The sequence below is a fragment of the Pseudoduganella sp. SL102 genome (genome assembly GCF_027856995.1).
Lineage (GTDB): Bacteria > Pseudomonadota > Gammaproteobacteria > Burkholderiales > Burkholderiaceae_D > Rugamonas > Rugamonas albidiflava.
The window spans coordinates 4342753-4355397 of sequence record NZ_CP115554.1; the positions used below are offsets into that span (position 1 = coordinate 4342753).

A 12645-nucleotide genomic window follows, 5' to 3' on the forward strand; every position below is an offset into this window, starting at 1 on the left:
ATCTCCTCGCCAATGCCGCCCATGCCACCAGACCACACCGCCAGTACCGATCAACCTGCCCTGCCCCTGGCGGTCGCGTTCACCGCCGATGCGACCACCGGCTACGCGGCCATGCAGAACGACGTGCCGGTCGTGCGTGCCATCGCGCTCACCAATGCGGGCACGGCCGCGCTGGCGAATCTCGACGTGGCCATCGTCTGCCAGCCCGCCTTCGCCACCGGCCCGGTGTACCGCTTCGAGCACCTCGCGGCGGGCGAAACCCGCACCATCGCACCGGTCGACCTCAAACCGGAGCATGCCTGGCTGAGCGGCCTGGACGAAGCCGAACGCGCCAGCGTGACGCTGACCGTGCGGGCCGACGGCCATGCGCCCCTGGAAGCACGCCATGACATCACGGTGCTCGCCTACGACCAGTGGGCCGGCACCCGGCTGCTGCCGGAGTTGCTGGCGGCCTTCTGCATGCCCAACTCGCGCGTGGTCGACCACCTGCTCGCCGCCGGCGCCACGCTGCTGCGTGAGGCGCCCGGCAGTCCTTCCCTGCACGGCTACCAGTCGCGCAACCGCGAGAAAGTGTGGCAGCAGGTCTCGGCCCTGTACGGCGCGGTGCTGGCGCAGGACCTGCACTACGCCAATCCGCCGGCATCGTTCGGTACCGACGGCCAGAAGATCCGTACGCCCGAACGCATCCTCGAAACGAAGGTTGCCACCTGCCTGGACCTGGCCATGCTGTTCGCCGCCTGCCTGGAACAGGCCGGCCTGCACCCGGTCGTGCTGCTGAAGGAGGGCCACGCCTGGGTCGGCGTGTGGCTGGTCGATACCTGCTTCCCCACCGCGCTGGTGGACGATGCGCAGTCGGTGCGCAAGCGCGTGCGCTCCGGTGAACTGATGGTGTTCGAGACCACCGGTGTCGCCGACGGCCGGCGCCAGCCGCTCCGCCTGGCCTGCGTAGCCGGCGAAGAGCACCTGGCCGACGACGCCGCGTTTGCCTGCGCGATCGACATCCGCCGTGCGCGCACGCTGCACATCCGCCCCCTGCCTTCGCGCACCGCGCCCGCCGCGGCCGAACCCGTGGTCGAACAGGATACGCTGGCGATCGAGCCGATGCCGCCGCTGCCGCCGCTCGACCCGGCGCTGCTGCCGGCCGCCGAGGCGCCGGCCGATACGCCGGAAGGCCGCCTGGCACGCTGGAAAAGCCGGCTGCTCGACCTCACGCTGCGCAACCGCCTGCTGAACTTCAAGCCGGCGAAGACCACGCTGCGGGTGATCTGCCCAGACCCCGGCGCGCTCGAGGACACGCTGGCCGACGGCACGGAGTTCCGCCTGCGCGCGGCGCCCGTGCTGATGGGCGGCACGGACCCGCGCGACGCCGCCCATTTCACGGCCCGGGCCGGCGCCACGCCGCTCGATGCGCTGGCCACCGACGCGCTGGGCCGCAACGAGATCCTCGTCGACGTGCCGGCGGGGCTGGACGATGCCGGGCTCGAAGCCCGCCTGCTGGAAATCTACCGCGCGGCCGGCACCAGCCTCGAGGAAGGCGGCGCCAACACGCTGTTCCTGGTGTTCGGCTTGCTGGAATGGCGCGAGGAAGCGGATGCCGAGGCCGCCCAACAGGCGCCCATCCTGCTGGTGCCCGTCACGCTCACCCGCCAGTCGGTGCGCAGCGGCTTCCGGCTGGCGCGCCACGATGACGAAGCCCTGGTCAACCCGACCCTGGTGCAGAAGCTGGCCCAGGATTTCCAGCTCAAGCTGCCGGCGTTCGACGTGCTCCCCGCCGACGACAAGGGCATCGACGTGGCCGGCATCCTGCAAGCGTTCCGGCTGCACGTGGCCGAACTGAAAGGGTGGGAAGTGCACGCGCAGGTCCACCTGGGCATTTTCTCGTTCACCAAGTACCTGATGTGGAAGGACTTGCAGGACCGCCACCGGCAACTGCAGGAAAACCCCGTGGTCGCCCAGCTGGTCGAGCATCCGGGCGAGGCGTTCGCGCCGGCCGCCCTGGGGTTCGAACCCCGCACGCTCGATGCCAGCCACCGTCCCGAAGACCTGTTCGCGCCGCTGCTGGCCGACTCTTCGCAGTTGCGGGCGATCTGCGTGGCCGGCAGCGGCACCAGCCTCGTCATCGAGGGCCCCCCCGGCACCGGCAAGAGCCAGACCATCACGAACCTGATCGCCCACCTGCTGGCGGCCGGCAAGTCGGTGCTGTTCGTGTCGGAAAAGATGGCCGCGCTGGAGGTGGTGCAGCGCCGCCTGAACGCGGTCGGCCTGGGACCGTTCAGCCTGGAGCTGCACTCGTCGAAGGCGAAGAAGGCCGACGTGATCCGCCAGCTGGGCGTCGCGCTCGACGCGGCCGGCACCCGCAGCGTCAGGGAATGGGAGCTGGAGGCGGCGCGCCTGGCCGCGCTGCGCGGCGAACTGAACGACGTGGCCGTGGCGCTGCACCGCCTGCACCCGAACGACCTCACGATATACGACGCCATCGGCACCTGCATCGACCATGCCGGGAAACGCCCCGCGCAGTTTTCCTGGCCCGACCCCGACGCCCATACCCGCAGCGAACTCGAAGCATGGCGCGAGACCAGCCGGCAGATCGGCGCGCTGGCCAGCCAGCTGCCGACGCTGGCCGGCCATGCATTGGGCCGCATCGGCACGGCGGCGTGGTCGCCGTCGTGGGAACAGGATCTGCTCGACAGTGCCACCGCGCTGGCGGCGCGCAACACGGCCCTCGGCGGCGCCAGCACCGGGCCGCTGCGCTTGCTGGGTGCCGCGCCGGATGGCCTGTCGCTGGCCGACTTCGCCGCGCTGGATCGCCTGGCCGAGGCACTGCTGCAGGCGCCGCGCTTGCCGGCCGGCGTGGCGCGGGTGGCGCACGACACGGCGGCCCGCGCGCGGCTGGCGGTGCTGCGCGAGCACGGCGTGGCCCGCAACCGCGCCTGGGAAGCGCTGGCGGGCACGTATGCCGACGATGCCGCGCAGCTGTCCGGGGCGGAACTGCGGCGTGAATGGGAGGCCGCGCAGGCGGCCTGGTGGCCGAAAAGCTGGTTTGCCCGGCGCGCCCTGCTGAAGCGCCTGCAGGGCTACCGGCGCGACGGACAGGCGCCGGCGCCCGCCGACATGCCGGCCCTGCTCGACGCGCTGGGCAAGGTCAACGAACAGGATGCCGCGCTGGCCAGCCTGTCGGGCGAGGCCGGCACGCTGCTGCAAGGCGACTTCGCCGGCCACCGCACCGACTGGGAAGCGGTGGCGCGCGCCGAACGCTGGGCCAGGGAGTTCGCCGATGCCGTCGTCCGCCTCGCCGGCGGCGACGCTGAACTGGCCGCCGCCCTGCGCGCCAGCCTGCTGCCCTATGTCACGGAGAACCGTGCGCTGCTGGCCGGCGACGCGCCGCTCGGCGCCGGCCTGGCCGCCTACCGCGATGCCTGGCGCGAGTTTTCCACGCAGTTGCGCAATACCTCGAACCTGGGCGGCTGCGGCGACAACCTGGGCCTCGACACCGCCGCCGGGGGCGCGTTGGCGCGCATCGCGGCGATCCTCGAAGGCTGGCAGCAGCATGCGCGGCAGCTGCGGCCGTGGTGCCTGTGGCAGGGCGTGCGCGCCCGCGCCATCGCGGGCGGCCTTCAAGGCATCGTCGCCGCGCTGGAATCGGGCTCGGTGGCGCTGGACCGGGTGCCGGAGCATTTCGAATACAGCTACCGGAACTGGTGGGTGCGCAAGGCGATCGACCGCGAGCCCGTGCTGTGCGCCTTTTCCAGTGCCGACCATGAACGCAAGATCCGTGAATTCCGCCAGGCCGACGAGCGCTTCCAGCAGCTCACGCAGCAATACGTGGTCGCCGCGCTGGCGGCGCGCGTTCCCGCCAGCACCGCCGCGGCAGCGCTGGCGCCCGGCTCCGATTCCGAGCTGGGCCGGCTGCTCCGCGAACTGCAGAAGCAGCGCCGGCACATGCCGATCCGCCAGCTGATCGCCGGGCTGCCGACGCTGCTGCCGCGGCTGAAACCTTGCCTGCTGATGTCGCCGCTGTCGGTGGCCCAGTACCTCGACGCCGCCCATGCGCAGTTCGACGTCGTCATCTTCGACGAAGCGTCGCAGATTCCCGTGTGGGACGCGGTGGGCGCCATCGCCCGCGGCAGGCAGCTGGTCTGCGTGGGCGATCCGAAGCAGTTGCCGCCCACCAGCTTCTTCAGCCGTGGCGATGACGGCGAAGGCCCGGCCGACAGCGAGGTGCAGGACCTGGAAAGCATCCTCGATGAATGCCTCGGCATCGGCCTGCCGGAACTGACGCTGAACTGGCACTACCGCAGCCGCCACGAAAGCCTGATCGCCTTCAGCAATGCCGCTTACTACGGCAACGAGCTGGTCACCTTCCCCTCGCCCGTCACCGCGGACACCGCGGTGCGCTTCCAGCACGTGCCGGGGGTCTACGACCGGGGCGGCAGCAAGACCAACCGGGCCGAGGCCGAAGCCATCGTGGCGGCCATCGAGCAGCACTACCTGGACGCGGCGCGCCGCCGGCACACGCTGGGCGTGGTCACCTTCAACAGCGCCCAGCAGCAGCTGATCGAACGGCTGCTCGAGGCGCGCCGCCGCGCCAATCCGGCACTGGACACCGCCATCGCCCAGCCGGACCAGGAAGCGCTGTTCATCAAGAACCTGGAAAACGTGCAGGGCGACGAGCGCGACATCATCCTGTTCTCCATTACCTACGGGCCGGATGCCCAGGGCAAGGTGAGCCTGAATTTCGGCCCGCTCAACCTGGAAGGCGGCCAGCGCCGGCTGAACGTGGCGATTTCCCGCGCGCGGCAGGCGGTCGTCATCTACAGCACGCTGCTGCCGGAACAGATCGATCCGGCGCGGGTGCGCGCCGCGGGGGTCCTCGACCTGCGCAACTACCTGGAATTCGCCATCCGCGGGCCCGCTGCGCTGGCTGCGCGGCACTCTTCCCCTGCGCTGGCTGCGCGGCCGGGCGATACCGCGACAGGTGCGAACGCGGCCCCAGGCAAGCCGGCGAGCGGCGGCTTCGAACGCCAGGTGGCCGCCGCCCTGCGCGCGCACGGCTGGACCGTGCACCAGCGGGTCGGCGTGTCGGCCTACCGCGTCGACCTGGGCGTGGTGGACCCGGGCGCGCCCGGCCGCTACCTGCTGGGCATCGAATTCGACGGCCCCTCCTACCATTCCGGCGCCACCGCGCGCGACCGCGACCGCCTGCGCCAGCATGTGCTGGAGAGCCTGGGCTGGAACCTGGCCAGGGTCTGGTCCACCGACTGGTGGCTCGATCCGGAGCCACCGCTGACGGCCCTGCTGGCCAAGCTCGACGGGCTGATGCAGCGGCGCGAAGCGCCAGTGGCCGACGATGCCGCTCCCGCCGTGTCAGCGCCGGTCGAGCAGGAGGCATCGCCCGCGACGGAGCATGGCGACGAGACACCCGCCACGGTGCAGGCGGAGGCCACGCCGGGCGCCGCCCTGTACCTGCCGGTGACGCTGCCGAAAGGCGACCCGGAACGGTTCTACGAGCCGGCCGCCGCCGCCGAGCTGCGCCACCAGCTGCACCGCATCGTCCATGAGGAGGGGCCGGTGGCGCAGGCGGCACTGTTCCGCCGGATCATTCGTGCGTGGGGGCTGGCGCGCACCGGTTCGCGCATCGAGAAGCACCTGGCGGCATTGCTGCCGGCGGGCGTGCGGACCACCGGCGAGGATGGCGTGTTCTACTGGCCGGAGCAGCTGGACCCGGCCACGTGGGAGGGCTACCGGCTGCCCGGCGCGGAACCGGAGTCGAAGCGCGCCATCGATGAAATCTGCCTGGAAGAGCTGGGCAATATCGCCCTGTACGTGCTGGCCCAGCAGGGCGGCACCACCCAGGCCGGACTGGTGCGCGCCGTGTCCCGGTTGCTGGGCATGGCGCGCACCGGCGCCGAGGCGGAGGCACGCATCGGCCGGGCGCTGGCGCATGGGCGCCTGGCCGGCCTGGTCGCCGTCAGCGACGGCGTGGTGTCCGTGCTGCCTGCACGGAGCGACGTGCCCACGGATGCCGGCACGGCTTGACGTTCATGCCAGCGCGGCCGATCCGTCAGTCGAACGGATTGGCCACCTTCTTCACGGCCGGCGGCGGCAGCGCCGCCGGCAAGTCCTTCTGGCCTTCCAGTTTCGCCAGCGCCGCGCCGAGCAGCTGGTGCAGCGCGCGCGCATGCTCGAGGCCCTTGCGGTCCAGCGTCAGGTCGACGTCGCCATCGATGGTGATCCGGTCGAGACGGTTCTCGATGGTCAGGCCGCCGATCGTCAGCACGTCGGCCTCGTTCGCGTAGGGCACGAATTTCTTGCTCATCTGGGATTATCCTTTCTATCCTTTGCGCTTGCCGGGCTTCGGCAGCTTCAGCATCACGGCCTTTTGCCGCGCCGTCAGCGACGGTATCAGATCGATGCCGATCCTGCTTTCCAGTTGGGCGATCGTCATGGTCTGCGGCCTGGCGTCGGCCTCGTTGGCCACGAACCAGGCGCCGCCGGCACCCTGGCGCGGGCTGTACACCACCTTGTACAGGTGGCTCGGCACCAGTACGTTGCCCACTTTGCGCAAGTCGCTGCCCAGGAAGGCGGGCCCGGTGATCACGTACAAATCGCCCTCCTTCTTGACCATCTTGCGCACCGCGCTTTCGATGCCGGCCCACACGTGCCGGTTATTGTCGGCTTCCTGCGGCACCATGTTGGCCAGCGTGAAGCTCTGGTACTGGCTGGTCTCGTCCGGCATGTTGCCGCTGGGCGCCATGTGCCCCCGGTCGAAGCCGCTGCGCGCATAGTCGGCCAGTTCGGCGCGCTGCGCCTTCGGCAACCGGCTCTCGGCGTGGAAGGCGTTATCGCGCGACATGTCCTCGGCCGCAGCGATGCGCCGCGGCGTCAGGTGCTCGGCCGACCACAGCGGCGTGCGCGTGACACCGCTGTGCATCACGCCGAACACGTTGTAGCACAGCGGGCGGGTGGCCCGCGCCAGCTTCTCGTTGAGGATGCGCGGCGCCTGGCCTTCCAGGTAATGCTGGGGGCAGGCTTCGGCGGCGAAGACGGTTGGGCAGAGCAGGACCGCCGCGACGGCGGCGGCGTAAAGCGGGCGGATGAACATCGGGTGGCGGCGATCAGGGAGAATGCGAGAGGCGCATTCTAACGGAGCGCGATTCGCGGCAGCAAGCGCGCGGGGCCGTGGCACGGCCCCGCGCCGGCTTCATGGGCCGCTTTCCCGCCGCGTCAATGCAGCCGGTCGAGCGCCTCCAGCACACCCTTGCGGTTCTTGTGCTTCACCTCGTAGGTGCGCACCTTGCGGCGCTGGGCGGCAGTGAGCTCGGCCAGCGCGCCCTTCACCTGGGGCACCGTCAGGTGTTCGTAGTTGGCGATCGGCACGCTGCGGTCGGGCGACGCGCCGGCCCGGTCCTTGGCCTTGGCGCCCTCCGTTTCGCCGAACTGCTTGCGCTGCTTGTTGACGATGCGCGCCGCCACTTCCTCCTCGCGGCCCTTGTAGCGCCCTTCCTTCTCGAACTGCTTTTCCAGCTTCTGGTATTCCTGTTCCCGTTTCGGGCTGGCACCTCGCGGCATGATGTCCTCCATGGTCGATGTTTGTTCCATGGTAGCGAAAGCGCCGCCGGCCGGGCGCACGAGTATCAGAACTGCTCGATCCAGCCGGCCAGCGCTTGCGGCGTCGGCGCAGCATCGATTGGCGCGAGGCGCACGCGGACGCCTTCCGGCCCGCCGGACACCTGCAGCGTCTGGCCGTGCCGGCCCAGCCACAGCAGCAACGCCAGCCAGGCCGCATGCGTGCTCGACACCGCGCTGGCGGTGGGCGTCTCGAGGAATTCGGTCAGGCGCGCGGTGTGCACGATGACGCCGCCGTCGGCGCTGCGCTGGAAGCCATCGTCGAACGCCTCCTCCAGCAAGCCGAACACGTCGCCCGGCACGGCGCCGCCGCCGGCCAGCGCATCGAGCCTGGCCCGCACCAGGCACCCGAACGCGGCGCCGCGGAAGGCTTCGGAACTGATCAGGTCCGAGTAATCCATCATCAGCCAGTCCGGTTCCGGCGGGGTCAGGCCGGCGCACAACGCCGCCGACAGGTAGGCATCGACCGGCACCGCGGCGGCATCGGCGGCCACGCCGGCGCACAGGGCGTACAGCGTGCCGATGCGGTTGGCCACCGCCTGCTTCTGGCGGATCAGCAGCTTCTCGCGCAGCAGCTGGGCATGCTCGCGCCGCAGCCGTGCCAGCTCGACCGCCTGGCGCATCTCCATGCGCAGCGCGGCGATGTCCCAGGGTTTCTGGATATAGCGGTGGATCTGTCCCTGGTTGACCGCTTCGACGGTGTGCGCCATTTCCGAGTACGCCGTGGTCAGGATGCGCACGATGTGCGGGTACCTGTCCCACGCATAGAACAGCAGTTCGTTGCCGTACGCGCCCGGCATGCGCTGGTCGGACACCAGCACGGCGATGGACTCGGCATGCTGGTCCAGCATGCGCTTGCCTTCCTCGACGGATCCCGCCGTGTACACGGTGGCTTGCGCGGCCAGCGCGCGCTGGAAATACTTCAGGGCCGTCGGCTCGTCGTCGACGTACAGGATGGCTGGCAGTGATTTGGCGGCGTCGCTCATGCTTGTTCCTTTGGCGATCCGGGGAAGTTCATCGTGACGGTCATTCCCCGGCTTATTCTTGTAGAGGGTTGTTTCTGGTATTGCTGGCCTGGCTGCTGGCCTGGCTCCTGGTCCGATTCGCGGTCCCGTTCCCTGTCTTGCCCGCCGTCCAGCGCGGCCGTCCCCGGCTGGACACGCAGGTGGCCGCCGAACGAACGCATCACGCGGTTGCAGAAGATCAGGTCCCAGCCGTCGCCGTCCACGCCGTGCATCGGCACCGGGTCGAGCTGCAGCCGGTGCACGATATCGGGTGCGGCGCAGGCGCCATTATGCTCGACGGCGATGGCCGGCCGCGCGCCGGCACCGACCGTCACGCGCAGCCGCGGTGCAGGCCGGCCGCGCAGCGCGCGCAAGCCATTGTCGAGCAACGCGGACAAGACCAGCGCCACGCAGTTCGGCGCCGCGCGGATCGCGAAGTCGTGGAGCACGTCGACCGTGACGGCGGCCCGCTCGCCGTCACTCATCGGATACGAGTCCAGCATCGCCGTCACCATCCGGTGGGCGCTGCCGCCAGCCAGCCTGGCCGCCGGCGCCAGCGCCGCGCGCTTGACGGAATCGACCAGGGCATCGAGCACCGCCCGGCAATAGCGCGCATTATCGTCGATGTGGGCCACGGCGTTGCCGACCTGGGCACGTACCGGCAGCCGGTCGAACGCCCCGCCCGGCTCCTCCCGGGTGTCGTTGACCCGCTGCGCCAGCGCGCGCGCAAAGCCGGCGATCGTCGCCAGCGGCGCGCCCAGTTCATGCGACAGGAACGCCACCGTCTCTTCCACCGCCAGCAGGCCGTGGTCGCGCGCGGCGCGGTCGCGGGCCCGGCGGATCGCTTCCGCGCTGGCCTGGCCCAACACCTCGCGGAAGGCGTCCTGGCGCACCGGCTTTTCCAGCACGCGGAACACGTCGCCGCCATTCACCGCTTCCAGCAGCACTTCCTTGTCCGCGTAGGCGGTGACCAGGATGCGCACCAGGCCCGGCCAGGTCCGCTCGACCTCGCGCAGCAGCACGCTGCCGGCCTTGCCCGGCATGCGGTAATCGGTAATCAGCACATCGACTTCGTGGTCGGCCAGCACTGCCAGCGCCGCATCCACGCCGGGCGCGGTCAGCACCCGGTATTCACTGCCGAAGGCACGCCCGAAATACTTGCGGGCCATGTCCTCGTCGTCCACGTACAGCACGGTCGGCGTGCCGCTTTCCACGACCTGTTCCATCAACGCTCCCCGCCTGCCCGTGGCAGGTCGAATGTAAATCTGGTCCATTCTCCCGGCATGCTCTCCGCCGTCAGGCGCCCGCCGTGCCGTTCGATCACGCTATAGCAGATCGACAGCCCGAGCCCCAGGCCCTGGCCCACCTCGCGGGTGGTGAAGAACGGTTCGAACACGCGGCTCAGGTGTTCCGGCTCGATGCCGGGCCCGTTGTCGCGCACCGTGACGCGCAGGCGCGCACCGTCGTCGCAGGCGCCGATGACGATTTCCGGCGCCGCCGTGCCACCCTTGCGCAGCGCCAGCGCGGCATTTCCGAGCAGGTTGATCAGCACGCCGACGATGGCCGCCTCGTCGCCCTGCACCAGGGTGGCCACGGCGATCTCGCGCCGGATCGCGATCCCCTTGGTTTCATGGCCGACCAGCCGCACCGCCGCGTCGACCGCCCGCTCCAGCACGAACGCGTCGCTGCCGGTATGTTCCTTGCGGTAGGCGAACGTCTTCAGGTCCGACACGATGTACTGCACCCGCTGCATGCCCTGCCTGGCATCGTCGAGGCATTCGAGCAGCATCGGGCTGCCTTGCGCCACCGGGTCTTCCAGCGCCACGTCGATCGCCATCAGGCAGAAGTTGACGGGGTTGTTCACCTCGTGGAGCAGGCCGGCCGACAGCGTACCCAGGGCCGCCATCTTTTCCTGCTGCAGCATCTGGCCCTTGATCTCGGCGAGACTGCGGTTGGTGTGTTCCAGCTCGTCGTTCTTCTCCGCCAGTTCTTCCTTCAGCTCGAACAGCTGGCGCCGCCCCCGCTCGTTGTAGAAGGTGTACACCGTGCTGGCGGCCACAGAGAACAGGATGATCGTCGCGTGGAAGAGGAACTGCGCATGGTCGGTCACCCCCTCAGGCCGGGTGGTGCAGGCGATCCAGTAGGCCAGCAGCGTCAGCACGCCGTAGGCCATCGTGTACATGAAGCCGACCGGGAACAGCGTGCCGACCGCGAAGATGGTCAGGATGATACCGGCGTAGAACAGCGATGCCTCGCCCTGCGTGGCGTGGATCATCCACGCGATCATCGCCTGGGGGAAGGTCAGCCAGACGAACGTCACGGCGTGCACGTGGCGCTTGCCGAAGCCCGTGTACAGCACGCCGAGGCCGGCCAGCACGCCGATGCTGGTGATGAAGCGCGCCACGGCGAAGCGCCCCATCATCTCCGGATACACGGCGAAGTCGAGCACGAAGCCCAGCAGCACCAGCACGATCACGGTGACCGCGCAGGCCCGGCTTTGCATCAGGTGGAAACCGGCCAGCTCCTTCGCGTAGCTGCCGCGCATCGGTCTCGCGGCGGCGGCCATCAGGGCTGGACCGTGGTTTCGGCGAACACGTTCACCCCGGTCGGATCCGTGTACAGGTGCGTTTCGCCGCGCCGCGCCGGCAGGATCGCCTCCATCCGGGCCTCGTCGCGGTAGACCAGGTACCACTCGAGGATATGCTCCATGCTGAAGCGCTCCGGGTTGGCGCTGTGCACATTGGTGACCAGCATCCGGCCGCCGGGCCGCGTGCGCGCGGCGAAGTGGCTGGTGAGCCGCGCGCACACCTTGTCCGACAGGTAGTCGAACAGGCCGGCGCAATACACCGCGTCGAATTCGGCGCCGCCGTCCACCGGCTGGCGGCGCTTGAGCAGCTGCTGCACCGAATCCTGCACATAGTCGATCCGGGTGCGGCGGCCGGTGGCGCGCTGCACGGCGTCGAGGCGCTGGCGGGTCCAGTCCAGCGTTTCGGCCGAAAAATCCATCAGCTCGAACGACAGCAGCTCGGGCTGGTCGAACTTTTCCAGGAAGCGGGCGATTTCCTCGGCCGGGCCGCAGCCCACGTTGAGCACGCGGAACGGCCGCCCCGCGGCGCGCGCGCCCTGCGCCAGGCCGATCAGGTACTGCACGAGGATATCGATGCGGTGCCGGTGGGCGGTGGCCACGGCGGTTTGCAGGAATGCCGTGTTGACCACCTGGAAGTAGGTGTTCGGCCCCTCGCGCGGGTTGCCGAGGATCTGGTTCACCATCTGGTAGTCGCCCGCGTAGCCGAGCGGCTTGGTCACCGTGCGGAACACGAACGGCGCGCGCAGGATCAGCGGATGCAGGGCGCCCTGGGCGAACGCGCGGTGCGCCGGCGCCAGCGCCTCGTCGACCAGCGACGCCTCGTGATTGAGCTGGTCGAAACAGGCCTTCATCTTGCCCATCAGCGGCAATGCCAGTTCCTGGAAGTACTCGTCGGGCAATTTCGCCGCGGGCCCCGCGCCGGACGTGACGTCGGACAGGTCCACCTGTTCCAGCCAGCGCGCCGCGTTGGCCAGGAACGCCCGCGTTTCATTCACGATGATCTGGTAGTCGCGCCGGATGCGGAAGCGCTCGCCCCACTCCTCGACGAAGGCCTGCGCCTTGCGGCCCAGTACCCCGGGCGCCAGCGCCACTTCGCTCAGTTCGCGCCACTCGTCGATCAGGCTGGCCGACACCACGGCTGTCAGGCCCGTGTTGACGATGCTGTTCACCACCGCCTTGCCGACGTAGACGGCGCGCTCGCCCATCCGCACCGTCAGTTCGCCCAGCACTTCGCTGACCTGGATGATCGACCACGGGTTGTACACTTCCATCACGAGCGAGCGGCGCTGCAGGTTGACGATGGTGGCGCGCACCGCCTCGCCCTGGGTATTGTAGAAACTGACGAGCGGATCGATGTGCGTTGGTGAATACACGAGTGGGCTTTTGCTTGCAATAGTAATGTCGAGTGTACATGGATGTAGATGAGCC

General features: G+C 69.7%; 8 protein-coding genes. 1 reads left to right on the forward strand and 7 read right to left on the reverse strand.

Translation table 11 applies throughout. The annotated features are described in order from the left end of the window. The first annotated feature begins 21 nt into the window (after positions 1-21). Positions 22-6036: a DUF3320 domain-containing protein gene (locus OU994_RS18505; RefSeq protein ID WP_281607087.1), complete on the forward strand. Its 6015-nt coding sequence runs from the start codon at positions 22-24 to the stop codon at positions 6034-6036. 25 nt (positions 6037-6061) lie between these two features. On the opposite strand, the gene OU994_RS18510 is transcribed toward OU994_RS18505, so the two are convergent. From OU994_RS18510 to OU994_RS18540, 7 genes are all read right to left on the reverse strand, one after another. Further along, positions 6062-6316, reverse strand: a complete 255-nt coding sequence (locus OU994_RS18510) for a hypothetical protein (protein WP_281607088.1) — start codon at positions 6314-6316, stop codon at positions 6062-6064. A gap of 15 nt (positions 6317-6331) precedes the next feature. After that, complete coding sequence (locus OU994_RS18515) at positions 6332-7102, reverse strand: DNA/RNA non-specific endonuclease (protein WP_281607089.1); 771 nt, start codon at positions 7100-7102, stop codon at positions 6332-6334. A gap of 122 nt (positions 7103-7224) precedes the next feature. Continuing rightward, entirely contained in the window at positions 7225-7569 is a 345-nt protein-coding gene (locus OU994_RS18520) for a hypothetical protein (protein WP_131145686.1), read from the reverse strand. 65 nt (positions 7570-7634) lie between these two features. Continuing rightward, entirely contained in the window at positions 7635-8612 is a 978-nt protein-coding gene (locus OU994_RS18525) for a response regulator (RefSeq protein WP_281607090.1), read from the reverse strand. Beyond that, entirely contained in the window at positions 8609-9856 is a 1248-nt protein-coding gene (locus tag OU994_RS18530) for a hybrid sensor histidine kinase/response regulator (RefSeq protein ID WP_281607091.1), read from the reverse strand. Before OU994_RS18530 ends, OU994_RS18525 begins: the two co-directional genes overlap by 4 nt. Next, the gene (locus OU994_RS18535) at positions 9856-11175 is read right to left on the reverse strand and encodes a sensor histidine kinase (protein ID WP_281607092.1); all 1320 of its coding nucleotides are present in this window, start codon (positions 11173-11175) and stop codon (positions 9856-9858) included. Before OU994_RS18535 ends, OU994_RS18530 begins: the two co-directional genes overlap by 1 nt. A 20-nt stretch (positions 11176-11195) precedes the next feature. Further along, positions 11196-12590, reverse strand: a complete 1395-nt coding sequence (locus OU994_RS18540) for a class I SAM-dependent methyltransferase (RefSeq protein WP_281607093.1) — start codon at positions 12588-12590, stop codon at positions 11196-11198. Positions 12591-12645 lie beyond the last annotated feature (55 nt).

What these genes read in the sequence shown, in the direction of transcription:
- OU994_RS18505 (WP_281607087.1), top strand. Translation starts at nt 22, where the DNA reads ATGCCACCAGACCACACCGCCAGTACCGATCAACCTGCCCTGCCCCTG.
- OU994_RS18510 (WP_281607088.1), bottom strand. Translation starts at nt 6,316, where the DNA reads ATGAGCAAGAAATTCGTGCCCTACGCGAACGAGGCCGACGTGCTGACG.
- OU994_RS18525 (WP_281607090.1), bottom strand. Translation starts at nt 8,612, where the DNA reads ATGAGCGACGCCGCCAAATCACTGCCAGCCATCCTGTACGTCGACGAC.
- OU994_RS18530 (WP_281607091.1), bottom strand. Translation starts at nt 9,856, where the DNA reads ATGGAACAGGTCGTGGAAAGCGGCACGCCGACCGTGCTGTACGTGGAC.
- OU994_RS18535 (WP_281607092.1), bottom strand. Translation starts at nt 11,175, where the DNA reads ATGCGCGGCAGCTACGCGAAGGAGCTGGCCGGTTTCCACCTGATGCAA.
- OU994_RS18515 (WP_281607089.1), bottom strand. Translation starts at nt 7,102, where the DNA reads ATGTTCATCCGCCCGCTTTACGCCGCCGCCGTCGCGGCGGTCCTGCTC.
- OU994_RS18520 (WP_131145686.1), bottom strand. Translation starts at nt 7,569, where the DNA reads ATGCCGCGAGGTGCCAGCCCGAAACGGGAACAGGAATACCAGAAGCTG.